Annotated in this window: 19 protein-coding genes; 14 read left to right on the forward strand and 5 right to left on the reverse strand. The window is 64.8% G+C overall.

The features are described from left to right. Nucleotides 1-99: 99 nt before the first annotated feature. The 3 genes from ACFQ9V_RS08490 to ACFQ9V_RS08500 all read right to left on the reverse strand — a co-directional run bounded on the left by ACFQ9V_RS08490 (nucleotide 100) and on the right by ACFQ9V_RS08500 (nucleotide 4,269). On the reverse strand, nucleotides 100-1,596 hold the full coding sequence (locus ACFQ9V_RS08490) for a glyceraldehyde-3-phosphate dehydrogenase (protein ID WP_382458730.1): 1,497 nt from the start codon (nucleotides 1,594-1,596) through the stop codon (nucleotides 100-102). A gap of 175 nt (nucleotides 1,597-1,771) precedes the next feature. Beyond that, nucleotides 1,772-2,077, reverse strand: coding sequence for a hypothetical protein (locus tag ACFQ9V_RS08495; RefSeq protein WP_382458731.1), 306 nt, complete (start codon nucleotides 2,075-2,077; stop codon nucleotides 1,772-1,774). 179 nt (nucleotides 2,078-2,256) lie between these two features. Next, nucleotides 2,257-4,269 carry a S8 family peptidase gene (locus ACFQ9V_RS08500; RefSeq protein ID WP_382458732.1) on the reverse strand — a complete coding sequence of 671 codons (2,013 nt, stop codon included), beginning with the start codon at nucleotides 4,267-4,269 and terminating at the stop codon, nucleotides 2,257-2,259. A 377-nt stretch (nucleotides 4,270-4,646) separates the two neighbouring features. On the opposite strand from ACFQ9V_RS08500, the gene ACFQ9V_RS08505 reads away from it, so the two are divergent. Next, a complete protein-coding gene (locus tag ACFQ9V_RS08505; protein WP_382458733.1) occupies nucleotides 4,647-6,110 on the forward strand; it encodes a purine-cytosine permease family protein in 1,464 nt (487 codons plus the stop codon). Between the two features lie 240 nt (nucleotides 6,111-6,350). On the opposite strand, the gene ACFQ9V_RS08510 is transcribed toward ACFQ9V_RS08505, so the two are convergent. Further along, nucleotides 6,351-7,376: a LacI family DNA-binding transcriptional regulator gene (locus ACFQ9V_RS08510; protein WP_382458734.1), complete on the reverse strand. Its 1,026-nt coding sequence runs from the start codon at nucleotides 7,374-7,376 to the stop codon at nucleotides 6,351-6,353. Between the two features lie 158 nt (nucleotides 7,377-7,534). On the opposite strand from ACFQ9V_RS08510, the gene ACFQ9V_RS08515 reads away from it, so the two are divergent. The 11 genes from ACFQ9V_RS08515 (at nucleotide 7,535) to ACFQ9V_RS08565 (ending at nucleotide 21,333) form a co-directional block, all read left to right on the forward strand. Then, nucleotides 7,535-9,448, forward strand: a complete 1,914-nt coding sequence (locus ACFQ9V_RS08515; protein ID WP_382458735.1) for a glycoside hydrolase family 127 protein — start codon at nucleotides 7,535-7,537, stop codon at nucleotides 9,446-9,448. Nucleotides 9,449-9,507: 59 nt separating this feature from the next. Next, a complete protein-coding gene (locus ACFQ9V_RS08520; protein ID WP_382458736.1) occupies nucleotides 9,508-10,749 on the forward strand; it encodes an ABC transporter substrate-binding protein in 1,242 nt (413 codons plus the stop codon). A gap of 61 nt (nucleotides 10,750-10,810) precedes the next feature. Beyond that, entirely contained in the window at nucleotides 10,811-11,779 is a 969-nt protein-coding gene (locus ACFQ9V_RS08525) for a carbohydrate ABC transporter permease (RefSeq protein ID WP_382458737.1), read from the forward strand. Next, nucleotides 11,779-12,606, forward strand: a complete 828-nt coding sequence (locus ACFQ9V_RS08530; protein ID WP_382458738.1) for a carbohydrate ABC transporter permease — start codon at nucleotides 11,779-11,781, stop codon at nucleotides 12,604-12,606. The genes ACFQ9V_RS08525 and ACFQ9V_RS08530 overlap by 1 nt, the downstream gene beginning before the upstream one ends. Beyond that, nucleotides 12,603-14,699, forward strand: a complete 2,097-nt coding sequence (locus tag ACFQ9V_RS08535) for a hypothetical protein (protein WP_382458739.1) — start codon at nucleotides 12,603-12,605, stop codon at nucleotides 14,697-14,699. Before ACFQ9V_RS08530 ends, ACFQ9V_RS08535 begins: the two co-directional genes overlap by 4 nt. A 580-nt stretch (nucleotides 14,700-15,279) precedes the next feature. Next, complete coding sequence (locus ACFQ9V_RS08540) at nucleotides 15,280-16,443, forward strand: hypothetical protein (RefSeq protein WP_382458740.1); 1,164 nt, start codon at nucleotides 15,280-15,282, stop codon at nucleotides 16,441-16,443. Nucleotides 16,444-16,650: 207 nt separating this feature from the next. After that, the gene (locus ACFQ9V_RS08545; protein ID WP_382458741.1) at nucleotides 16,651-17,565 is read left to right on the forward strand and encodes a PIN domain-containing protein; all 915 of its coding nucleotides are present in this window, start codon (nucleotides 16,651-16,653) and stop codon (nucleotides 17,563-17,565) included. A gap of 96 nt (nucleotides 17,566-17,661) precedes the next feature. Further along, complete coding sequence (locus ACFQ9V_RS08550; protein ID WP_382458742.1) at nucleotides 17,662-18,639, forward strand: nucleotidyltransferase; 978 nt, start codon at nucleotides 17,662-17,664, stop codon at nucleotides 18,637-18,639. Continuing rightward, nucleotides 18,636-20,042, forward strand: coding sequence for a ThiF family adenylyltransferase (locus ACFQ9V_RS08555; protein WP_382458743.1), 1,407 nt, complete (start codon nucleotides 18,636-18,638; stop codon nucleotides 20,040-20,042). Before ACFQ9V_RS08550 ends, ACFQ9V_RS08555 begins: the two co-directional genes overlap by 4 nt. A gap of 23 nt (nucleotides 20,043-20,065) precedes the next feature. After that, nucleotides 20,066-20,524, forward strand: coding sequence for a Mov34/MPN/PAD-1 family protein (locus ACFQ9V_RS08560; protein WP_382458744.1), 459 nt, complete (start codon nucleotides 20,066-20,068; stop codon nucleotides 20,522-20,524). Further along, nucleotides 20,521-21,333: a DUF6602 domain-containing protein gene (locus ACFQ9V_RS08565; protein ID WP_382458745.1), complete on the forward strand. Its 813-nt coding sequence runs from the start codon at nucleotides 20,521-20,523 to the stop codon at nucleotides 21,331-21,333. Before ACFQ9V_RS08560 ends, ACFQ9V_RS08565 begins: the two co-directional genes overlap by 4 nt. A gap of 110 nt (nucleotides 21,334-21,443) precedes the next feature. On the opposite strand, the gene ACFQ9V_RS08570 is transcribed toward ACFQ9V_RS08565, so the two are convergent. Then, on the reverse strand, nucleotides 21,444-21,617 hold the full coding sequence (locus tag ACFQ9V_RS08570) for a hypothetical protein (protein ID WP_382458746.1): 174 nt from the start codon (nucleotides 21,615-21,617) through the stop codon (nucleotides 21,444-21,446). 164 nt (nucleotides 21,618-21,781) lie between these two features. On the opposite strand from ACFQ9V_RS08570, the gene ACFQ9V_RS08575 reads away from it, so the two are divergent. Together ACFQ9V_RS08575 and ACFQ9V_RS08580 are read left to right on the forward strand one after the other, a co-directional pair. Further along, entirely contained in the window at nucleotides 21,782-22,246 is a 465-nt protein-coding gene (locus ACFQ9V_RS08575) for a hypothetical protein (RefSeq protein WP_382458747.1), read from the forward strand. Between the two features lie 80 nt (nucleotides 22,247-22,326). Next, the gene (locus tag ACFQ9V_RS08580; protein ID WP_382458748.1) at nucleotides 22,327-23,535 is read left to right on the forward strand and encodes a hypothetical protein; all 1,209 of its coding nucleotides are present in this window, start codon (nucleotides 22,327-22,329) and stop codon (nucleotides 23,533-23,535) included. Nucleotides 23,536-24,111: the final 576 nt, after the last annotated feature.

The following is a 24,111-nucleotide window of genomic DNA, read 5'->3' on the forward strand; positions in this document are numbered from 1 at the left end:
CCGCAAAGGTGAGGGAGGCCTCCGTCTCCGCGTCGGCGCCTGTCGCGTCGGTGCCTGTGGTGGTGTCGGCCGTGCTCGTCGTGTCGTTCTCGGGGGTGCTCACCCTTGAACGGTAGTCGCCCCCTCCAGCAACCGCACCTCCGCGCGCGGCGGGACGACCGCGGGATGCGTCCCCGCCATCCGCTCCAGCACCCGCACGACCTGGCAGGAGTAGCCGTATTCGTTGTCGTACCAGACGTACAGGACGAGGTTGGTCCCGTCCGCGATGGTGGCGAGCCCGTCCACGATCCCGGCGCGGTGGGAGCCGACGAAGTCGCTGGAGACGACCTCCGGGGACTCCACGTAGTCGATCTGCTGGCGCAGTTGCGAGTGCAGCGACACCCGGCGCAGGTAGTCGTTGACCTGCTCCTTCGTCGCCGGCCGCTCCAGCGTCAGGTTGAGGATCGCGAGGGAGACGTCCGGCGTCGGGACGCGGATGCTGGAGCCGGTGAGCTTGCCCGCGAGCGACGGCAGCGCCTTGGCGACCGCCTTCGCCGCCCCGGTCTCGGTGATCACCATGTTGAGCACCGCCGACCTGCCGCGCCGGTCGCCCTTGTGGAAGTTGTCGGTGAGATTCTGGTCGTTCGTGAACGAGTGGACCGTCTCCACATGCCCGCGCACGATGCCGTACGCGTCCTCCAGGGCCTTGAGCACCGGGGTGATCGCGTTGGTGGTGCAGGAGGCCGCGGAGACGATGCGGTCGTCGTCGGTGATGGTGTCGTCGTTGATCCCGTGCACGATGTTCTTCAGCGGTGACTTGCCCGGCGCCGTCAGCAGGACCCGCGCCACGCCCGGGCTGGCCAGGTGCTGCGCGAGGCCGGCCTCGTCCCGCCAGCGGCCGGTGTTGTCGACCACGATCGCGTCGCGGATGCCGTAGGCGCTGTAGTCGACGTTCGCCGGGTCGTCCGAGTAGATGACCTGGATGCGGGTGCCGTTGGCGACGAGGACGTCGTGCTCGGCGTCGACGGTGACCGAGCCGGGAAACGGCCCGTGCACCGAGTCGCGGGCGAGGAGGCTGGCGCGCTTGTCGAGGTCGTTGTCCGACCCGCGGCGCACCACGATCGCCCGCAGGCGCAGCCCGTTCCCGTTGCCGGCGTGGTTGATGAGGATGCGCGCGAGCAGCCGCCCGATGCGGCCGAAGCCGTAGAGCACGACGTCGGTCGGTCCCGCCGCGTAGGTGGAGTGGGCGTTGTCGAGCTCGGCCCGCACGCGGGCCTCCACGTGGGCGTCGTCCAGCCCGCGCACCGACATGGCGAGCCGCGCGACGTCGATGGAGGCCGGCGCCGGCGCGATCCCGAGCAGCGCGGTGAGCACCGTCGCCGTCTCCTGCAGCGTCAGCTCCTCGTGCCCGAGTTCGCGGGCGCGATCGTGCACCGCGATGACGCCGGTGGCCGACAGATTGATGAGGCGGTGGCCGTGGATCGAGGTGACGACGCCGTGGTCGCGGTAGAGGCGCCCGATGAGCGGGATGAGCTGCTCGGCCTGCACCTCCCGTGCGACCCATGCCGCGCGGTGGGACTCGAAGGCGTGCGGGTGGTCGGTGTTGAAGGTGGTCACGCTCGGTACTCAGGGCCCTTCCGCGTCGGATGAACGCGTCTGTTCGTCGGCTGCGGAGGTCGCCCGCACTGCGACCGTAGCGGGCGAACGCCAGTTCTTGGCGCGGTTGAGCGTCGAAAGATCCCGCGATCTTTCGCTTCCGGCAAGATGTGCGCGGTTCCGCCGCGCAGGAACCCTAGAACTTATCGGGCGAGTCGATCTTCTCCCCGGCGAGCACCTGCGGCGGCGCGCTCGTGTCGCCCCCGACGGAGGCGATGAAGCCCTGGAGCTCCGGGTCGGCGAAGAACGTGCGGAACGCGTCCTGCGTCTCCCACTCGTCCATGATGACCACGAAGCCGTCGCCGACGGCGAACTGGTGGTGCAGCGCACCGGCCGCCTTGGCGCGATCCGCGATCTCCCGATACTCGCCCGCGCGCTCCGTGAGCGAACTCGTGAACGCCGCCGTGTCGCCGGTGAACCGGGTTGCGATGAGGACAGACATGAGGGGTACCTCCTGCGGTCTCCCCCGGATCGGTGCCGATGGTAGCAAGAGGGGTGGAGGGGTGGCAATGGGGGCGGCGCTGCGTTGAACGCGGTCTACCTGGCGTGCCAAGTCGGTGTTCGCACCAGCCTCGCTGGGCTGCTCGGTGGAAAAGGCACACGAGACGTCCCAGCATGGGGTCACGTCGTCGTGCGAGTGCGGATGCTGGTGCGGATGTCGTCGGTTTGGATGCCAATCGAGTTGAGGTGCTGACGCATCTGTGCGAAAACGGGAGCTTGCCGGGCCGGATCGGCGATGGTCATAACCGCCGCATACTCAACCCCATCGACCGGGAGTTTCTCGTCCGTGCGTTCCAGGTAGTCGACCACAAACTTCCACTGGGAGGACGGTCCGCGGCCTGTCATCTTCGCCGTCTGGAAGGATTTGACGACCTGCCACTTCATCGCTTCTTTGAGGAGGTCGCGCTCAGTCTTGTGGGCCGTGTCGGCAGTTGGCAGTGAGTTCACCGGGGACATCTGACCCTTGAACCGCCCGTCGGTCTGTCGCTGCATGAGGCGGGCGCTGATGTTCGCGCGGACACGCTCGTCACCGTGCTCGTGCGCGATCGGCGGCCTTGCGACCAAGGTGAGTCGCGCTTGCCCGGTGCACCGGCCGCCATCCCTGACCAGCGCTTCCGGCCAGGTGAACTCGAACCAGTTGTCCTCGCCGGGCCGGAGAGTGCTGCTTACGACGAGGGTGATCTCCGAATCATCCCTCTGCAGCATCTTCTCCGCCGTGATCGGTACCCCGAACCCGATCAGATCGCGAGTGACGGGCAGGATCGCTTTCTGTCCGAAGACATCCGGGGTGCGCGCGAAGTGGACCATCAGGGCGAGCAAGGTCTCGCGAGAGACGTCTCCATCGATGAGCGCATCAAGGTCCGCGAGCCGACGAGCGACGAGGGGCGCCGCGTAGCTCGTTCCGCAGCCGCTGACGAGGAATCCGTCCTCGTTGACGGACACCATCCCGTGGTCTCCGGCCGGCGTGGCTGTTCCGGAGCCTCCCACATGCGCGAAGTCCGGCTTCGTCGCCCCACGCAACCCGGGTCCACGGCGGCTGTAGCGTGCCAGTGCGAACGGTACCTGCCCTTGCATCCCGGGAGGGTTCAGTGCGCTCACCGAGACGTTCTGCAGACTCTCGCCTGGCTCAGCGACGAACCCGAGCTGGTCCGCGGCGAGAGATGCGAGGGCCTGGTCTGGCTTGCTGTGCCATTCCGGACGCATGTCGCCTGGGAGAAGGTTGCCGGCGGAGATCACGAAGATCACGTCCTGCGCCTTGGCGATCTCATCCAGGCGAGCTGCGGTGAATCCGTAGCGGGTCGCGTCACCGGGGCTCTGGATGTTCATGCTGAGGTTAAAGATCCGTACCGCATGGTCGCGTCTATATGTTTCGACCGCGGTTTCGATCTCGTCCAGGAACTGGGGTACACCTCCCGGGCAGTAGGCGTCGAACGGGAGCCCGGTCTGGCCGGGGTCGGCGGGCAGCACATCCACGTCGAAGACGAGGCAGCCTCTGGATTGGTCGCTGAGGTAGGCAGGGTTCAAATCAGCGGCGGCGACGAGCAGGCCGGAGATGAACGTTCCGTGATCGGTGTTCCGATCAGCCGACGACAGAGTCCCCCAACGACCTCCCATCCAAGGTTGGAGGTTGTCGCCAACCCCACCATCGATCACGCCGACGCGCGACGCGATCTCGCCGTCGGGTCTCGCAAGGACATCTGCCGCAACCTGCTCACCCAGCACCGTGTCATCGGCGTGCTCGGCGGAGATGATCGGCGGCAGAGTGATCGACCTCACGAGCGGGTTGCGGCCGAGCGCGTCGAGGAGCTCCTGGTGCCGCTGCGCGGGCGCGGACTCTGAAATCTGCTCGCGCGACTCGGTGATGCTGTCCTGGCCGGACGCTGACGTGATTCCACGCACGGAGGTCGCGATGCCGAGCGCGAGTATGCGCCCACCATGATCTGCGTCACGGAGTAACCGTGTCGCGGAACGGTTGGCGCTAACGGCGGCGCTCAGCTGGTCCTCCGCAACCATGGTCCGCTCGAGAAGGCGCGGAACGTGGCTGGCGGATGCGACGGGAAAGCAGGTCACGATGTAGCGCCCGTCGATCCGGTCTTCGGTCGAGCGCTCCCAGGCGGCGACGAGGTCGCGCATCCGGTCGAGGTGATCGTCGCCGTGCGTCGACAGGGCGGCGCGGCGATACTTCGTTCTTCGCTACCCGCTTGGCTCGCACATAATCCGATGAGTGGGGCCGAGACGGCACAAGGACCCGGCTGAGAAATCCTGCGAGAGCGTGCGCGCCCGAAGCCCGGACGTGCAGGCTCTACTTGGGCTTCTCAACCTATCCGGTCGGAGGGTCCCGCCCAGATCGTCACCGGGGTTCGGACCGCCCGGTACGCACACTTTGGGGTTCGAGGTTCGGGACCGAGATCGTGTGGAGGGTCGGGAACCGCTGAGGGCGCCGCGGGTTTACGATCGCGATGTCGCGGCGATGGCCGCCGCGCCACTGCCGTCCGAGCGAAGGAGCACCGATGAGCACCTCAGCAGCCACCCCGTCACGCGGGCTGGAGGTCCGCTCGATCGACTATGTCCCGCTGAGCGAGCGCCACGGCAAGGTCTCGCACATCGGGCCGCTGTGGTTCATGAGCAACGCGCAGATCGCGACCCTCGCCACCGGCCTCATCAGCATCACGAGCGGCGGGAACCTGATCTGGTCCTTCATCGCGATCGTGCTGGGCATCCTCATCGGCACGTTCTTCATGGCCGCGCACTCCTCGCAGGGCCCGCAGCTGGGCCTCCCGCAGATGATCCAGTCGCGCCCGCAGTTCGGGTACGTCGGCGCGCTGCTCGTGTGGCTGTTCGCCTACATCCAATACGCCGGATTCAACATCTTCAACTCCGTGCTCGCGGGGGAGGCCGTCGGCGGCGCGATCAGCAAGGAACAGTCCAGCAACCCCCTCTGGATCTGGGTGGTCACCATCGTCGCCGTCGTCATTGCCCTCGTGGGATACGACCTCATCCACACTTTCGAGCGCTACCTCATGTACATCACGGTCGCCATGCTGATCCTCCTCACGATCTCGGCAATCGTGAACATCCACATCCCGCCCTCGCAGTTCGACCTGTCGCACTTCAACGCGGTGGCCTTCTTCGGCCAGCTCGGTGTGGCCGCCGGTTACCAGATCTCGTGGGCGATCTACGTGTCCGACTACTCCCGCTACCTGCCGCCGACGACCCCCACCAACAGCACCTTCCAGTGGACCTTCTGGGGCAGCGCCCTCGGCGGCATCTGGGTCATGTTCCTGGGCTCCTGGATCGCGGTGTCGGCCAAGGACATCGGGACCAACACGGTCGAGGACCTCAAGCATGTGGCGGACCTGTTGTTCCCCGGGTTCGGCGTCATCGCGCTCATCGTTGCGGCGCTGGGGCTGATCTCGGTGACCGCGCTGAACATGTACGGCGGGTCGCTCACGCTCATCTCGTCGATCGACAGCTTCGTTAAGGTGCGGCCCACGCTCGCGATCCGGATCATCACGCTCGTGGTGACCGCTGCGATCTCGCTCCTGTTCGCGCTGTTCGCGACCGCGAACTTCCTCGGAGACTTCAACGCCTTCCTGCTGCTGATCCTGTACTTGTTCATCCCATGGACCGCGGTGAACCTGACGGACTTCTTCATCGTGCGCAAGGGCCACTACGCGATCGCCGAGATCTTCGACCCGAACGGCATCTACAAGCGCTGGGGCTGGGCAGGCATCACCGCCTACCTGCTCGGGTTCGTCGTCATGATCCCGTTCTTCGACGTCGCCGGCTTCTACGAGGGCCCCGTCTCGAAGGGCCTCGGCGGTGTCGACATCTCCCTGTTCATCGGGCTGCCGGTGGCCGCGGGCGCGTACTGGCTGATGACCCGGCACATCGACGTCGCCGCCGAGCAGGAGCTGGCCCGCAAGCAGGCGCGCGAGATCGAACAGGCAGCGGCGGCGCACGAGCTACCGTGAGGATGCGCCGAGCGCTCGAGAGCCGAGTTGCCCGGCAGGGTGCGCCCATGCCCAACGACCAGACCGGGAAAACAGCCCAAGTGTTAACGCCGGGGTTAGATGGCCAAACCACAATAGGTGTCAAGTCCGGTATTTCGCATGAGGTCGAGGGTACCCGTGACGCGCATTCTTGCCACATCGCTTGCAGCGGATCCCGGCATCGCCCGGTGACGGCGCCCGGGTGGCGCATCAGCAGAAGAGTCACCGCATGGCGACGGTGGAGTCACGCGTGATGACGCGAGGCGCGACTGACCGGACGCCTCCGACTAATCCGTTCGCACTGTCGTCGAGCAGGGCATGGGCTGCAAGGCGACCGAGCTCCTCCAGTCCCATGTCGATGCTGGTCAGCCGCGGGCGGGCGTTCTCGGTGACGACGCTCCAGTTGTCGAAGCCCATGACGGCGACGTCGCTGGGGGCGTCCTTGCCGATAGCGTGCAGCGCGTCGAGTGCGCCGCGCGCGACGAGGTCGCTGCCGCCGATCACGGCGTCGATCGTCGGGTCCTGGTCGAGGAGAGCGCGCGTCGCGCCACGGCCCCACGCCTCGTCCCAAGGGCCGAACCGGGGAGGGGCCGCGAGCGAGAGCCCGTGGGCGGCGAGAGCCTCCTCGACTCCGCGGGCGCGGTCGCGCGCAGCCTGGTACTCTTCCTCGCCGTCGACCAGCGCGATGCGGGATCTACCCGAGGCGAGCAGGTGCTCCACCGCGAGGCGGCCGGCCGCCGCGTCATCGGTGACCAGCGATGTGTCGTCGGGGTCGTCGGAGGGCGCGTACACGTAGACCGTCGGGACCGGAAGCGGACCGAGGGTCGTCCGCGGATCGGTGCGCGAGCCGACGATGATGAGGCCGTCGACCCGGCGTGAGAGCAGCGCCTGCAGGTGGTACTGCTCGCGGATGGAGTCGCCGCGGGCGTCGCAGAGGAACACCGCCGTCTTGCCGGCGCCGAAGGCGTCCTCCGCCCCCATCATGATCGGGATCGAGAACCGGCCCTCGAGGTCGCCCGTGATCAGGCCGACCGTGCCAGTGCGGCCCGCGAGCAGACCGCGGGCCATCTGGTTGGGCGAAAATGACAGGCGCTCCGCGACGGCGGCGACACGGTCCCGGGTCTCGGGTGCGACGCGGTCGCGACCGTTGAGGGCCTTGGAGGCGGTCGCCACCGAGACGCCGGCCTCGCGGGCCACGTCGCTGAGGGTCGCCGCCCGGTTCCGGGCCGCTCGCGATTCGATGCTCACGGTGTCGCCCCTTTCACTTGACGGCGTGCCGGAGATCACTCTATCGTAGAGAAAACCTTTTCGCGCTGCTTTCGCAGCCAGCATGATTTGCCCCAACAACGCGGACTTGATGGGCAGCGGAGCGCGAAACCCTTTGATAGAGAACGAGTGAGTGCAGAGTGGCAATCGAACAAGCGACGCGGCGTGAGGCCGTATCGGCCGTCATCCCGTCGCGGGGCCGGCTGGCGCCGGTCGGTGCATCGGAAGTCGAGATCACCGATGGATTCTGGGCCGACCGTCAGGCCGTCAACGCGGCGACCACGATCGACCACTGCCTGCGCTGGATGGAGCGCCTAGGTTGGATCGCGAACTTCGACCGCACTGCGGCGGCCGAAGGACCGGACCGCGACGGTCGCGAGTTCGCCGACTCGGAGATTTACAAGCTGCTAGAGGCAATGGCATGGGAGCTGGGCCGCGCCCACGATGACGAGCTGGAGCGCACATACGACGCCCTGGTCGCCCGCGTGGCCGCAGCGCAGCAGCCGGACGGCTACCTCAACACGCGATTCGGGTCGCCCGGGCAGCCCGCCCGCTACTCCGACCTGGAGTGGGGGCACGAACTGTACTGTGCTGGCCATCTCATCCAGGCCGCCGTCGCCCGCCTGCGCACCGGCCGCCCCGACGCGCTCGTCGAGGCCGCGCTCCGCGTCGCCGACCACGTGTACAAGGAGTTCGGGCCCGACGGACGCCAGGCCGTCGACGGCCACCCGGTGATCGAACCGGCGCTCGTCGAACTGGCCAGGGCCACCGGAGAGCCGCGGTACCTCGAACTCGCGAAACTGTTCGTCGACCGGCGCGGCCACGGAACCCTCGACGGCGGCGAGATCGGACTGGCCTACTTCTCAGACGACGTGCCAGTGCGCGACTCCGAGGTGCTTCGCGGGCACGCGGTCCGCGCCCTCTACCTGGCCGCCGGCGCCGTGGATGTGGCGATCGAATCCGGCGACGATGGGCTGCTCGACGCCGTGAAGACCCAGTGGGACACAACCGTCGCCCGCCGCACGTACCTCACCGGCGGCATGGGCTCCCGGCACGAGGGCGAGTCTTTCGGCGACGACTTCGAGCTCCCCAGCGACCGGGCCTACTCGGAGACATGCGCCGGCGTCGGGTCCGTCATGCTCAGCTGGCGGCTACTCCTCAGCGAGGGTGACGCGAAGTACGCCGACCTCATCGAGCGCACCCTCTTCAACGTCATCGCCACCGGCCCCGACACCCGCGGCGACGCCTTCTTCTACGTCAACCCGTTAGAGCGTACGGTCCTCGGGGTGGAGGCCGATCCCGACCACCCGAGCGAGCGAGCAGCATCCAGCCAGCGGGCCTCCTGGTTCGCCGTCTCCTGCTGCCCGACCAACATCGCCCGCACGATCGCGAGCCTGTCAGCGTACGTCGCCACCGTCGACGAGAGCGGCCTGCAGCTGCACCAGTTCGCGTCGGCGCGCATCCGGACCGCTCTACCCGGAGGCCAGACCGTGGCGGTGACCGTCGCGACCGGATACCCCTACGACGGCACCGTCGAGGTGGTCGTCGACGAGGCGCCGGAGCATGAGTGGACGCTGTCGTTCCGTGTTCCGTCGTGGGCACAGGGCTCTGCGACGGTTGATGCGACTGATGCGACCACCATGATCGAGGACGGCTACGCCCGGGTCAGCGGTGCGCTGCGGGCCGGCTCGCGCATCACACTGCGCCTGCCGGTGGAGCCGCGCGTGACCGTCCCGGACGCCCGGATCGACGCGACCCGCGGATCCATTGCCATTGAGTCCGGTCCGCTGGTCTACGCCGCCGAGACGCTCGCCGATGACCCGGTGCAGCTGGAGCGTGTGCGTGTCGGACACGACGCAGCGCCGGTCCGCGGCACCGACACCATCACGCTTCCCGTCGCGCTCGACACCCGTCCCGACCACACCTGGCCCTATGGCCCGGTGACGGTTGACCGGCCGGAGCCCGCCGGGCAAACCGAGCTTCAGCTCATCCCGTACCACCGCTGGGCCGAGCGCGGACCGTCGCGCATGCGCGTGTGGCTCCCCCTCGCCTGAACACACCCATCCCCCGCACCACCCACCACTCCTATACACAGCAGGGCAAGGAGGCCCCCATGAAAAGATCAACCCGAACCGTCATCGCGCTCACCGCGGTGGCCGCAGCGTCGGCGCTCGCGCTGAGCGGCTGCAGCAGCTCCGGAGGAGCATCCTCCGAACCCAAGACCGTCACCGTCGGCTACTCCGGCGGCGGCGTCGTCGACACGTACATGAGCCAGATCATCGCGCAGGCAAAGAAGGACGTCCCCGGCGTGACGATCAAGACGCAGGTATACCCCACCTACGACGACCAGCTCAACCAGCTCCCCACGCAGTTCGCGTCGGGGACCGCACCGGACATCATCCTGTGGGACAACTCCGCCCCGATCGCCCAGTTCGCAGACGGCGGGGCGATCAAGCCGATGGACGACCTGATCAAGAACACCAGTGTCGACCTCAAGAAGTACCCGGAGGCGCTGGTCAAGGGCTGGACGATCGGCGGCAAGCTCTACTCCGTGCCGTCGTACCTCCAGAACTCGGGCTTCGCGTACAACAAGACCGTTCTCTCGGCCGCAGGCATCACCGAACTGCCCACCTCCATGGACCAGCTCGGGCAGGACGCCGCCGCGGTCAAAGCCAAGACCGGCAAGGCCGGTGTTGTCGTCCTTGACAACCTGTTCCACCTGACGCAGTACGCCATCGCGTTCGGCGGTGGCTGGAACTATGGCAAGTCGATCGACTCCTCGGCGAACGAGAAGGGCATCGATTTCCTCCTCGGCCTGGTCAAGAAGGGTGAGGGAGCGACGGCCAAGCAGCTCGGCGCCACGTGGGACGGTGAGGCGTTCGGGAAGGATCAGGCCGCCATGTCCGACGGTGGGCCGTGGTACATCGGGTTCATGTCGAGCACGGCGCCGAAGACGCCGTACGCGCTGGAGCCCATGCCGACCACCGAGACCGGCAAGACAGTCGTCGCGACCTACGGCGGCGGCTTCAGCATCTCCGCGAAGACCAAGTCGCCCGAGACGGCAGCCAAGGTCATCGCCTCCCTCACCGGTGAGAGCGCGCAGAAGGCGATCATCACCACCGGCCTCGGCTACGTGCCCGCGATGACGACCTACGCCGCCGAATACCGCAAGGCGACACCCGCCTACGCGGCGTTCACCGACCAGGTGCTCGCCAACGGCAAGGGATTGGACTACCCGAAGAAGACCACGGAGTTCGGCAACGACCTTGTCACCGGATTCCAGCAGCTCATGGCGAGCGGCTCGACCAGTTCGAAGTCGCTGCTGCAGGACCTGCAGAAGAAGTACGGTCAGTAGGACCCCAGACCGGGCGGGCGCGTCTCTGGCGCGCCCGCCCGTCCGATCGGAGAAACACCTCGTGAACCCCACCACCTCGACGGCCGCCGCGACGCGGCCGCCGACGGCCCGCTCCGGCGCATCAGCGCATTCGGGCCTGGCCCGGCGCAGCTTCCTCTTCCGCCGCGAATCCCGGACCGCGTGGCTCATGCTCGCTCCCGCCCTGGTGCTGCTGGCTTGGTGGTGCGCGGCACCTATCGTGCAGTCGGTTATCCTCAGCTTCCAGAACGTCAGCAAGTACGAGCTGTCGCAGCGGGAGTTCGCCGGGCTCGACAACTACACCCAGCTCTTCGCTGACCCCGCTTTCGGCCGGTCGGTCGGGATCACCGTCACCTTCGTGCTCGGCGTAGTGCCCGCGCAGACCATCCTGGCGTTGCTGGTCGCCTCCACCTTGCACGGAGCGACCAAGGGCAAGGCGGTCTTCCGCACGGCGTTCTTCGTGCCTTACATGACCTCCACGGTCGCGATCACCACGATCTTCATGCAGCTCTTCGTCAAGAGCGGGCCCATCACCAGCCTCATGACTGTATTCGGCCTTCCGAACACGACCTGGTACGCCGACCCGGACTTGGCGCTCGCGTTCCTGGTCATCATCTACGTCTACATGTTCGTCGGCCTCTACATCGTGATCTTCGTCGGCGGCATCGAGACCGTCCCCGCCGAGCTCTACGAGGCGGCGCAGATGGACGGCGCCGGTGTGTTCCGCCGCTTCTGGACCGTCACGCTGCCCGGCATCCGACCATTCGCGGTCTTCGTGGTGGTCGCCGGCGTCATCCAGGCGGTGCAGGTCTTCGATCAGGCCTACGTGATCTCTGGCGGAACCGTGCTGGGCAGCCCGGCGGGAGCGACCTCCACGATCGTCATCTACATCTACCAGCAGGCCTTCCGCCTGTCGAACATCGGTATCGCCAGCGCCGCAACGGTGCTGCTGCTGGTGGTCGTAGTCGTGGCCGGCGTGATCAGCCGCCGCATCGGCGCGAAGGAGGCATGATGGCCAACTGGAAGGCGCGTAAACGCGGCGCTGCCGCTGCGCGGTACGGGTTCCTCATCGTGTTCGGCCTGGTCATGCTGGTGCCGCTTCTATTCGTGCTCTACGTCTCGGTGCTTCCGGCCTCCTCGTATCCCGGTGTCGTCGGCCCGGGAGGCTGGACTCTCGATAACTACACCTACGTCTTCCAGCACGCGCCGATCGCACGCTGGTACATCAACACGGCGATCGTGACCCTGTGCGTCGTCGCCGGCGCCGTCATCGTCAACACCCTCGCCGGATGGGCGCTCGCACGGTTTCGATTCCGCGGCAAAGGGCTCGTATTCCTCGCCATCGTGGCGATCCTGATGATCCCCCTGCAGGCGTACCTGATCCCGATGTACCTTCAGGTGGTCGACCTGGGCTGGCTGAATACCTTCCAGGCGCTTATCATCCCGTTCCTGGCCAACCCGCTGCTCATCTTCCTCATGCGGCAGTCGTTCTCCACCCTGCCGAAGGAGTTGGAGGAGGCCGCCGCGATCGACGGCGCCAGCCGATTCCGCACCTTCCTGCAGATCGGCGTTCCGCTGTCGGTCACCGCCATCGCGACGCAGGCGATCCTGTCCGCGACCTGGACGTGGAACGGTTTCCTCGTCCCGGTCACCTTCACCAACGACAAGGACATGTTTATGCTGACCGTCGGCCTGAACAGCCTCCAGGCGCAGAACTACACCCTGCCGACCGTACAAATGGCCGGGGTCGTGCTCCTCACCATTCCCGTCGTGGTGATGTTCCTGATCTTCCAGCGGTTCATCGTCCCCAGCCTGGCCTCGACCGGGATCAAGGGATGACCTTCCCCCGACTCGGCGACCGCTCCGGAGGTGTCGAGCTCGACCTGGACGGCCGTCGTTTCGTGCTGGCGGCGCCGGTCGTCCTCCGCTTCGCGGACGGCAGCGAGTTGCGTGCGCCCTACGACGCGACAGAGCCGGCCGGCAACGCGCTGGTGGGAACGGCGGAGCTCGACGCCGGGCCGGGATGCCGCATACGGGTCCGAGACACGTGGACCGCCGGGAGCCGAGGCGTCCGCGTCGCGCGAGAACTGTCTGTGGTCGGCGACCGCGACGGTGCGTTCCAGTCGGCCGTCGCGTTGCCGCTCGCCTGCTCCTTGAAAGCGGCGGCGCCTTTCCTGCCCGGGGTGATTTACGGCAACGCCGCGCCGGTTCCCGCGCTCGCGCTCGGCTCGCCGACTCTGCGGGCCGGGGGGCTGCGCACGCTGATGGTGCGGGAGGACCGCGCCGCGGCGCCGGTCTTCGCGCTCCGCGAGGACGACGGACGCTGGGTGGCCGTCGCCCACCTCGACCCGACCGGCGGCACCATCGCCGCCGACGGCGCCGATGTTCAGGGCGACCGGCTGGTGGATGCGCGCCTGCGGTTCGGCTCGCTGGGGGCGTCGTCCGCGGGCGATGACGACGGCGTTGAACTGGGGTTCTGGTATCCGGGCACCGAGGGCGAGTACACCTACGAGTCGGGCGGCCTTCCGTTGAGGCAGCTCCACCGGCCGCGCGAACGGTACCACCCGCTGACCGACGGCCTCGTCCAGACGTACACCGTCGAGTTTCGCGCGGGACACGCTGCGACGGTCTTCGAACTCCACAGCGAGCTCACGCAGTGGATGTGGGACGAACTGCGGCCACGCATCGAGCCAGTGGCAGTGGAGGACTACCTCGCCGCGACGGTCGACGTGCTGGCCAGCCAGGTGCAGCAGCGCTCGGGCGTTGCTGGGGTTGCTCTCGAGTCGGATCCCACCATCGGGCGCCCCCTTCCCGGATCCAGCGCCGCCGTGATGGGGTTCGTCGGGGCGAACACCGATGCGGGTGCCGCGCTGCTGCAGGCCGCGGCCCGGGGGATCGGCGCCGACCCAGCACGGTATCGCTCGCTCGGAACTGCCATCCTGGACGCGTTCGCAGCCCTCCCCGCCAACCCGGCCGGAGGAGAGGGCTTCGACCTTGACACCGGTTCGGTGACCACGTACCGAACCCTCGACGGACGCCCCGCGGTCTTCCTCCGCGCGATAGCGGAAGGGTGGTCGGCCGCCCTGCGCGGGTACCGGATCGAGGCGGCGCGCGGCGACGAGCATCTGGCGTGGCCCGCGTGGGCGCAGGCCGGCGCAGAGTGGCTGCTCACGCAGCAGCGTCCCGACGGTCACTTTCCGCGCGCGTGGGGACTCGACGGAGGCGTGCTTCAGGACTCGACCACCTCGTCCGCGCTGGCGGTGCGCTTCCTGCTCGAGGTCGCGGCCGCATTCGACGACGCGCGGTTCTTCTCCGCCGCCCTCGCGGCCGCCGAGGCGTCGTGGCGCGACGCCGGCTCGAGCGGCACGTCGGCCGGCGCGACACTGGACAATCCGGACGTCGTCGACAAGGAGGCGTCGACCATGGCGCTCGAGGCCTATCTGGCCACCCACCTCGCGACGGGCTCCCCAGACTGGCTGGAGCGTGCGCGTGAGGCCGCGATCGTTGCCGAGACGTGGATCCACTTGTGGGACATCCCGATGGCGGTCGACGGCGACGACGCCTCCACGCACTGGAAGCGTGGCCGTCCGACGACCGGGATGCAACTCATCACGAGCGGTGTCACCATGTCCGACGGATTCTTGCAGGTGAACGCGGCCGCCTTCGCCCTGCTCGGCGATCTCACCGGAGAGCGGCACTGGATCGACGTGGCGCGTCTCGTGCACCACGGCAGCAAAGCGATGCTGGCCGTACCCGGGCGGACCTTCGACCTCGCCGGACCGGGATGGCAACAGGAGCACTGGGGGTTCTCCACCAACCGCGGACGGGGGCTCAACCGCTCCTGGCTGCCGTGGACGGCGGTCGCCACCATCGACGGCGTCTTCCGGCTGCTCGATCTCCCGGGCGCCCTCGGGGCCGAGGTCCTGACCTGAATCGTTCTGAACGCGCTGCCCATGCCCACTTAGAACGAGAAAAGTGTGACGAACTCCGATAAATGGCCCATTGGCTCGTACATGGCACCGGTATCGAAAGGCGCGCGGAGCCGGTAGCTGCCCAGATCGGTCCAATCGAAGTTGGCACAGTTTCGGCGTTGTCATTTTGGCTCGGCGCAAAGGGCGTCAAAGGCGGACCTTCACGCCGCGCACCTGGCATCGATACGCTCTCGCGGGTCCACGACTTCGACCACCAGGCCGGCGCCGGGGCCGCCGGTTCCAGAACCGGATTGTCGAGCTCGCGGTCATCGACGAGGTCCCTGATCCCGGTGACCGTGTGCTAACCGTGCAGAGACGCAGGCACGCCAAAATAGTAGACGAGTAGCGTATTCGTAGAGCTTCGAAGGACGTACCAGCGCGCCCAATTCGTCAGTGGTGAGCCCGGGCCGAACCTCGCTCATCTCCGTTTCAGCCGGGCCTGCGGCGTACTAGGGGGCGAGCATGGTGCTACGAAGTACAAGCTGGTCTTCTGTAAGGATCGGCGCATTACGACACGACCTCGATAGCAAAGGGAGCCTTTGTGGCCAAACGCCCTCCGGAGTACGACCAGCGCGCCACAATTACCGACGCCGAAGGAAAGTCCAGGCCGGTCCTCGCATCTGACCTGCACGGGCTGGACGAGTTCATCGCCGCCTGGGAGAACGAAGTAGCGACACCGCACCGCATGGCATTCGAGGCGTGGCAGCTCGCTGACGATTTCCATCCGGGAGGCGAAGGGAAGTCCAGCTACCGGATCGTCTGGAAGACCATCCGTGAGCTCACCTTCCCTGCAGTGCAGATAACCTTCCCGAACCTGGTGGTCAGGTTCGTCAACGAAAGGGTGAATCGGGGGGAGCCGGTTTTTACCAACGCCTTGCCTGACCAGGAACCCGGGGTCTTCATCGTCCCGGAATGGGGAGAGATCCTAGAACGTGACGGGCAGACCGGCTATCAACCCCACCCGAATATGCAGGTCAGCGTTCAGGCGCACCAGGAAGACCTCCCAACCGCGAACATCGTGGAGGTCATATACGTGTTCCCGTTCAAAACCGAAAAGCAGTCTTACTCTGACGCGATCGCATCCGGCAGAGCTTCAATTGCTCCACTTCGAATGATGCTGGAGTTCACATTCGGGGACCGACTACTCGGCCCTAAGCTGACCGAAGAGGTCGGCGAGGTGTTCGACGACTGGCACTGGAACCGACAACTCGGCGGTCGCGATATCCGGCTCGAATCGCAAGCAGACATGCGCTACCGGCCGGCCGTCGAAGCAGTTGAAGGCTTGCAGCGCATCTTCACAGCACACGTAGAACGCGACGAAGCAGAAACGCTCCGCGTACGCATCGCATCCCGATGGTGTTGGGAAGCAGAATCGCAAGCCGACCCAGTAATGAGATTCGTTTCCTACTGGCTCGCGATAGAAGCGCTCGAACTCGGCGAGAACTCAAACATCGCGCCGTTGAAAGACGTCGTCGCCGCAGTCTTGGGGCTCCAACGACCTGATGTCACCGTCGCGATCGGACGTCTCTACGCAACACGAAACCGGCTCCTCCACGGCAAACAACGAACAATCGAACCAACGGATATCGACGCTGCAAGAACAATTGCACATGTCCTGCTCGCGAACCGCGCCCTTGGCGAAGTCACCGACGGGCAACTGACGGCTTTACTGAAGGTAGTGACCGCGCAAGCGCCATTGAAATAGGACGTGACCGGAAGCCTGCGTCAGCAGCTACCGGGGGCTCCCCATCTTCATTGCCATAGCGAATCGAGTCGGAGCTGCTGGATGATCAGCGCACTCAGGCTGACTCGGGGCAATCTTGATGCGCTGAGGTAGTCCCGTGGAGAGACAGCGCCAGTTGTTGGCCACTGCTTTGGACGCAACGTCGGCCACCAATGAGAAGCTTGCCTCATGATCCGCTTGAAGCCTGGTGCAACGGTAGATAGCGCGCTTGCCGCGCTCGGTGAGGCTAAGCGCGAGGCCAACAACGTAATCGGTGCCGGGTATACATTTCGCGATCTGTTCGCAAAATACCTTGAGTGGGCTGTAAACCAGGAGCGCCGTCTTGCGAATGCGTATGGTCCCGTTCAGATTGAGATGCTCATTCAAACTCGGCGTTATTGGACCATTCAGTCGATCGCACCCGATTCATACGGACCAGCTCTTTCGTCGTTCATTCAGCTCGAGTTGAATGATCGGATTCGCCAGTTCGAATCAACGATCGCGGCGCTACAACGCTCAAAGAGCACATGGAACGTTCAATGGGCGGAAGCGGCATTTCCAGAACAGTTGCACGCCGTAGTGGTAGATACGAATGTCTTTATGCGGCACGCGACGACGATCGCCGACCTCGACTGGCCGGCCATAATCGGACGGCGTCCCCACGAGTCGATCGGTCTCGTGACTCTTTCAGTTGTGATTGACGAACTCGACTCGCTAAAGACGGCTTCGGGTGACATGACCAACGTCGGCGGAAAGACGTACTCGCGCCGTTCTCTTGCGCAGCGTGCACTGAATCACATCAACGCGACTTTCACGAGTGACGCATCGAGGGTCTTGCTCCGCGAAGCGTCGCTGGACCCCCTTAAAGGAGCGGTTCCAGCGCTGCAACAGATGCTCATCCTCGATGATCTCGAGCACACCCGCCTTCCGTCTGCGGACGCCGAAATCATTGATCAAGCACTGGGCATCCAGTCATTCGCGCGAAGCGCGACAGTTGTCAGCTACGACAGCAACCTGGTCTTCATGGCAAGACAATTGGAACTTGGGGCCCACCTGTTCACAAGCGAACCGACGCAAAAGCGCGATGGCGCAAGGCCCGCATAGTCCGCGACACGCGACGTGGGGCATTGCTCGGTGTTGGAGTGGACCCGATGTCAGTGTGTTGCCGTATTCTTCGGATCAGCCTACAAGGGAGGGTGAATGGCCACCGGATTCGAAGCTGCAGCAAGTGCGGTTGAACCTCAGGAGATCGATAAATCCGCCGCGAGCCGCGCGCATCTCGAGGTTCGAAAGGTCCTCGAATCCGATCGGTTGCTCGCCAGCTGGGGCATCAACTCGGTGCTCATTGGGTCATACAAGCGAAGGGTTTCGATCCGCCGGATCAAGGACGTCGACGTGTTCTGTCGACTCGAGGGTATTCCCGACGACGTCTCGGGAGCAAAAGCCCTTGATGAGTTCTATCGCGTACTGGTCTCTGCGTACGGCGAAGACTTCGTCACGCGGCAAGCCCGTTCCATGAGTGTTGAAGCCGAGACGTGGGACGGGCTCCATGTCGACGCGGTCCCCGCTCGTGCTGCCGGCGCCTACTGGGAGATCCCCGACAGGAGCGATCCGAGTGCGGGATGGCAGGAAACCAACCCGGAGGGCCTCACCGAGCTCTCCTCGACGATGAATACTGCGATGGGTGACCTCTACGTCCCTGCAGTGAAGCTCATCAGACAGACTCGCCGAACGCTGATAGGCGACCACCCTGGCGGGTTGTTCGCGGAAGTGGCTCTTTATCGTGCCTGCGAGCGGGGACTCGTGCATGGCAATACCATGCGCGATTTCTTCGTCAGCGCCCTCCAAGGCGTGTCACAGATCACGGACGAGAAGGTCCTAGAGGGGGCCGAACTCCCGGATCCGACGCGACCGGGCAATTACTTAGCGTTCAGGGCGACAGACGAAGAGTGGGCGCTCGCGGCGGAAGCCTTCCGGACGGCTGCCGCGCAAGCAGAGCGTGCGCGCACCGCTCCTCGATGCGCTGCTGAGGCGACGTTCCATCGGCTTCTCGGCAAGAACTCGGACGGCGAGACCGTCTATCCGCTTCCTGCCGACTGCAATGCGGACGGCACCACCAAATCACGGCTCGTGGCCGGTGACCGCACTGTGCCTGGGGGAAACCAGAAATTCGCATGACCGAGGTCGATGAGTTCTTCCGCTCTGCGCACGACGATCTCATCTACGAGCTCGAGGCGCACGGCTTCGCACAGGTTGATGAAGCCGCTTGGGACGGCGAAGTTGTCGCCTCAGGGAATGCGTGGCGGGTCAGGATTGACTTCGGTCAGATGTACCCAGTGCGCGCCCCGAAGGTCTTTCTCCTCGATGAAAAGCCGTTGTCATGGCATCAGGAATCCGACGGTTCGCTCTGTCTGTATTCGCAGTCGAGCCCAGGAGCCTTCCCTTGGTTTGCTCACGGAGCGCTGCTCGACAAAGTACGGGGGTGGCTCGAGAACGACGAATCAGGCTGGGCGGATGAGATACCGGACCTCGATCTCGAACGGTACTGGGCGCCGAACGCTCGCTTCTCGCTCGTCATTCATGATGAGCTGCACCAAGGCGGAACCAATTGGGTAAGGTTCGATCGCCTTGCACCCAATACTCTCGTGCAGTCGGGAGCCGCCGCGCCCCCGCACCGCCGTCCGAAAAGTCACAAGCACCTGTACGGGTTGTCGGTCGATATCGGCGAAGTGAAAACACCGCCTCGTTCCTGGGCGCAGCTCTCAGAACTCATTGCTGACTCCGACAGAGTCGAAGCGGAGCTTCGTGAGCGGCGGGCGGACCTGCTTCTCATTCGATATACCCGCGGGGGTCACTCAGGCGTGCTCGGCCTCGTTCCGCTGCCTGGTGGTGCAAGCCCGGAGCTGCAGCTCAGGTCGGTGAGCTGTGCGTCACGCAGCCCGGAAACGAGGGCCCTTCGAGCTGGCTATCAGAGCGCTGAGCTCAATCAAAAGGTCGTCACCATCGTAGGTGTCGGCGCGATCGGCTCGTTCGTAGCCGACGGGCTTCGTAGATCAGGAGTTCGGGCTCTCGTCCTAGTTGACGGGGATCGGCTTCGACCGGGCAACCTCGTTCGCCACGCGGCGAGGGAATCCTTCGTGGGGAGACCGAAAGCGGAGGCTATGGCGGCGACCCTGGGGGATCTCGCTGAACCACTCGCGGGCGGTGTCGAATCACTGAGTTTCGCCGGGAGGCTAGTCGAAGCGTCGGACCTGGTGATCGATGCGACGGCCAACGAAGTGGTCACACAACTTCTGACCGAAGCTGGCAGGGTTGCAGGCAAGCCGATTCTCTCCGTCTACTTGGCGAACGCCGGCCGCTCGAAGGTTGTCGAGATCCTGCCACCGGCAAGCGGCGAGCGACTTGCCCCACAAGAGATGGCGCCTATCGCTCCAGACGGCGTCGAATCAGGATGCGGCGACCCTGTATCGCCTACGCCCCCATTTGCAGTGATGGAGATCGCCGGCATGGCCTGCCGAATCGCAACTGCCCTCCTGACCGACGACGAAGCGAACGCTAGGTCTGAAATGCGCGAGCCATGACCGACCGGGGTCACCATGTCAAAGTGGAGTTCGCGGTCGATCTACTCAAACAACTTGCGGGCGTAGCAATGGATGCTCTTCCCAATGAAACCGGCGGCCTGCTGATCGGCTGGAGGGACGGGGAGACCGTCGTCGTTTGCGCATGGCTCCAATTGGGTACGCCGAACCCGAGGAGGAATCGCTTCGAGATCGATTCCAAGAAGGCCACATCGGCTCTGAAGGGCTATCTGAGAACCGCAGCGAACCCGCTGGAGGGTTACGTCGGCGCATGGCATACGCACCCGGCGCTCGAAGCCCCGAGCGGGCGAGACTTCGAGACATTCCGCTCCAGCGCCGCGGCCACACAGGCGCCACTAGCGTTCGTCGTCCTCGCAACGGAGGGCAGTTCGAGCGTTGCCCACGTCGTCTGGTCTGGCCGACAGAACCACGAGATCATCATCGAGACGCAGAAACCCATCGCACTTGGGAGGATTGCCGAATGAGCAAGAGATCCAACGCAAAGTTCGACTTGAAACGCGCCTTTATGCAGCGTCAGAAGGCGATGTCGGCGGAACTGGAAATTCCACTTGAGTTCACGACTCACCCAACTGCGCTCGGTGACGCATCGGAAGCAAACTGGGGCAGAATGCTCAAGGCGTTTCTGCCGGGCCGGTATGAAGTAGGGCCGATCTTCGCGCTTGACGCAAAGGGTGGGCGAAGCGAACAGATTGATCTTGCCATCTACGATCGCCAGTACTCGCCTCTCTGGTTCGAGGCCGCAGGTAACCGGTATGTCCCGGTCGAAAGCGTGTACGCAGCGTTGGAAGTTAAGCAGGAGATCAATGCGAGCCACCTCAAGTACGCAGCCCAGAAGATCGAAAGTGTGCGGACCCTCCACCGCACGTCCGCATCCATCGTCGACATTTATGGGATACAGCCGGGCCCAAAGCCACGAGACCGACCGATAATCGGAGGCATCGTCGCCCTTCGCGCGAAATGGAAGGAAGGACTTGCGTCTGAGGCGGGCCGCAAGAACATCACGAAGCACACGGGGGATCGTCACCTGGATCTCGGGCTGGCCCTCAATGACCTCGCATTCGATAATGTGCCCGATTCGACAAAGAGTGAGCTGCTTACTCCGGGCCTTACTTTTTGCGAGCCGGGCGTTCAACTGATTTCGTTCGCCATGCGGCTGTTCCGGCGGTTGCAGGCCACCGGGACTGCGCTCGCGGTCGATCTCAATGTCTACGAAAAGTCGCTGGACTCCATCAGCGTCTCGGACTACACGGATATCGACCAGCCGGACCCTTAGGGAAACCAATGGGCCAATCGCAGCTGACAGACCCACCGAGCGCTTGCTGTGGAGGGATCCCCACCCACCCTACGAAATTCAGGTTGGGTTTCGCACCGAGTCCGTGATCTTCAGATCTCGATGACGTCGAACGCCGAATGGCACCACACCGCCTCGGTTCGCTCCTTGGTGAGGTCGCCGGACTTGAGGTCTCCCGCAGCCAAAAGGAAACGACGGAGCGCGGCTCCGCACTGCTGCTGCGTGACCAGGTCCCGGCCGGAGATGACAAAGGTCCCTGGCCTCATGTGATCGGACCAGCGGACCGTGTCCCCCACATAACAGGCCATTACGAGGAGCACTCGAGCTCCGAAGATGAAGTCATCCCCGAAAGCCCCGGGGAATTGTCCGAGGCCGGTTGGGGGACGCTGCCTTTAGCGGATTGTCCCGGGTGCGCCATATAGTTCGACGCGTGTCCAAGCTGCCCGACCAAGTCCGTCCTCACATTCATTCGACCGCTGAGGTATCACTTGAGCGAATCACTGCCTTTCATGCCGAATCGTCGGAGACGCGCCTGCTTGTCCGCAGCGAGCTGCGTCGTCGAATAGCTGACGACCCGACGGCGATCCAGTTAACAATTGCCGGCCTCGCGATTGCGTTCTTTGGCCTCTTGGTCGTGCCGGCGAAACCCATTCGCCTTGGCGAGGGGCCCTGGATGGAAATGGCGGCCACATCGATACTTCTGGGCGTTGTAAGTGCTTTGGTAGTGCTTCCGATCTTGTTCGTCGCTGTTCGACGCCACGAGCGCAAGGTGTGCGCCGTGGTCTGGCTGGCAGCGTTCGATGATCAGCAATACTCGGAGGATTCGGCGGTCGCGTCAGGACGCCAGGCTAGGAGATGGAGACGCGGGCGGAACGGGCGGGATTCGCTGGCATAACCCCCGTCAGTATCTGTGGTTCAAGTTCAGGCCTATGTTGATTGGCTAACCCAAGTGTCGCATCGCGAGAGGATTCACCCATGTGGCTACAGAACGTAAGTCGTCGCTTGCTGTCGGACCACATTGTGAAGTACACCAGCTCCGGTGTACTGGAGTTCGACGTTCGATACTTCGAACCAGCGAGCCGCCTGACGTCCGTGACTGGGCTAGATGGACCTCAGCTGCTACAGCCGATTACCATCCTGAACTACATTGCCCAGTCGACGCCACTCCAATTGCTCGACGATCCGTACCATCTGTTCCGCAGGTGGGCGGTTCTGAAGTACCTCGGCGCGTTCGATAGCGCATATCAAATCCCCAACAGTCCGCCAGTTCTCGATTTGGCTAGGCAAACGAGCTTGGTCCGCGCGAATCAACGCCGGGTCTTCAGCGAAGAACTGGGCATCGGGTTTTCCATAGACGCAGGCGTCCGCTGGATTTCCCAGTTGCGACCCAATTCCCTCACTAGGACGGTCGATGTCGATAACCTCATCGATACCGTTCCAGGAATAGCGGCTGAGATCAGCTACGACTCGAGGCGGCGACCCGATTACCTGCAAATGACTTCAAGCCCCACAGATCCAACGTTGATCTACCTCACGGCATTGGAATCGAAAGGGTCGCGCGCCTACCGAGTCAGCTGCGACCAACTCGGCAACGCATGGTGGCAATTGGACTCAATGAAAGTTGCAGGCACCGCGATTCCCGGGCTCGCCACCGGAGCGGTCCTAGATAGAGGCTCGGTTTCCATCAACGTCCTGCAAATGCCGACGTTCGAGAATTTGGGCAAGGGGCCAGCTGTCCGGCTTGCCGCGGGCAGCCTGGGGCACGAGGACAATGCCGTCGAACGCTTGGCTGTTGCCGGGATTCAGGCAAGTTTGGCGACTCAATCGGCCGTTACGGGGAACCGCGCCGGTTACATGCGCTGGGGTCGATCGCGTGCAGAGCCTGCGAACCTTCAACCCCCGATCCGCGTCCCCACCGACAGCGGCGACATAGTCGGCGTACAAACCACAGTGCCTCTTTTCGGAGGGCTGGTGGATGTTACGATCGGCGTCCCTAACGAGCTCAACGAGATGCTCGCCGAAGCCCCGTTGGAGGCATTGCTTCGCGGTCAGGCAGAAGTCATACCTCGGCGCCGCGATCGTGCGGAAGCTGAGCGTGTTGCGGGAGAAGAAAGCTCGAGCGAGCTGGTCTCGGTTGGCCCGGACGGAACCACGCTCGTACTTCAGTTCCGATCTGCGTATTGATGAATTGTCTCGTCGGTTGAGTTGTCGTTCTACGGACACAGACCAGTGGAGTCGCAGCGCAATCCCATGGAGTGAGGCGATGACGAGGCGGAGACCGCCGATACCTGAACGGCCTGGAACTGTACGCGGCGGCGGATGCCGAGAAGATGCCGATGCCTGACAACCTTCATCCGGCCGACGACGTGCAGGCCCTAATGGCTGAGCGCTTCGTGGAGCTCGTGCCTAACGCGGACCGCGGACTGAAGGGGTTTGCGGGCGCGATCGTAAGAAGGCCTGAAAAAGGAATCTGTCACGACAAGTATCTACGATCACCTGCAGTTTCGACGGCCGCCCGAACAGGTCTCCGGCTGGTTGCATGGGCGCGAACTTCATGCTGGATTAGGGCCGCCTTCGCGAGCAACCACCCTGCCTCGCGTATCCGTTTGACCTGCAGCTCCGCCGCCCGATCACGACGAGCAACGGCACCGGAGGTGCGAGCAAACGTGTCGAGTCGGCCGTCAGCGTGTCGTCGACGCCGACATGGGGAGTGTCTTCTTGAAGATGCGGAGCGCTCGGCGTCGCACAGGCTGCCGCGGG

It is taken from the genome of Leifsonia sp. NPDC056665, from assembly GCF_042791795.1.
GTDB lineage: Bacteria > Actinomycetota > Actinomycetes > Actinomycetales > Microbacteriaceae > Leifsonia.

Excerpts from the sequence above, each read along its gene's own strand:
- ACFQ9V_RS08495 (WP_382458731.1), bottom strand. The coding sequence starts at position 2,077 with ATGTCTGTCCTCATCGCAACCCGGTTCACCGGCGACACGGCGGCGTTC.
- ACFQ9V_RS08500 (WP_382458732.1), bottom strand. The coding sequence starts at position 4,269 with ATGCGCGACCTCGTCGCCGCCTGGGAGCGCTCGACCGAAGACCGGATC.
- ACFQ9V_RS08505 (WP_382458733.1), top strand. The coding sequence starts at position 4,647 with ATGAGCACCTCAGCAGCCACCCCGTCACGCGGGCTGGAGGTCCGCTCG.
- ACFQ9V_RS08520 (WP_382458736.1), top strand. The coding sequence starts at position 9,508 with ATGAAAAGATCAACCCGAACCGTCATCGCGCTCACCGCGGTGGCCGCA.
- ACFQ9V_RS08530 (WP_382458738.1), top strand. The coding sequence starts at position 11,779 with ATGGCCAACTGGAAGGCGCGTAAACGCGGCGCTGCCGCTGCGCGGTAC.
- ACFQ9V_RS08535 (WP_382458739.1), top strand. The coding sequence starts at position 12,603 with ATGACCTTCCCCCGACTCGGCGACCGCTCCGGAGGTGTCGAGCTCGAC.
- ACFQ9V_RS08545 (WP_382458741.1), top strand. The coding sequence starts at position 16,651 with ATGATCCGCTTGAAGCCTGGTGCAACGGTAGATAGCGCGCTTGCCGCG.
- ACFQ9V_RS08550 (WP_382458742.1), top strand. The coding sequence starts at position 17,662 with ATGGCCACCGGATTCGAAGCTGCAGCAAGTGCGGTTGAACCTCAGGAG.
- ACFQ9V_RS08555 (WP_382458743.1), top strand. The coding sequence starts at position 18,636 with ATGACCGAGGTCGATGAGTTCTTCCGCTCTGCGCACGACGATCTCATC.
- ACFQ9V_RS08565 (WP_382458745.1), top strand. The coding sequence starts at position 20,521 with ATGAGCAAGAGATCCAACGCAAAGTTCGACTTGAAACGCGCCTTTATG.
- ACFQ9V_RS08570 (WP_382458746.1), bottom strand. The coding sequence starts at position 21,617 with ATGAGGCCAGGGACCTTTGTCATCTCCGGCCGGGACCTGGTCACGCAG.
- ACFQ9V_RS08580 (WP_382458748.1), top strand. The coding sequence starts at position 22,327 with ATGTGGCTACAGAACGTAAGTCGTCGCTTGCTGTCGGACCACATTGTG.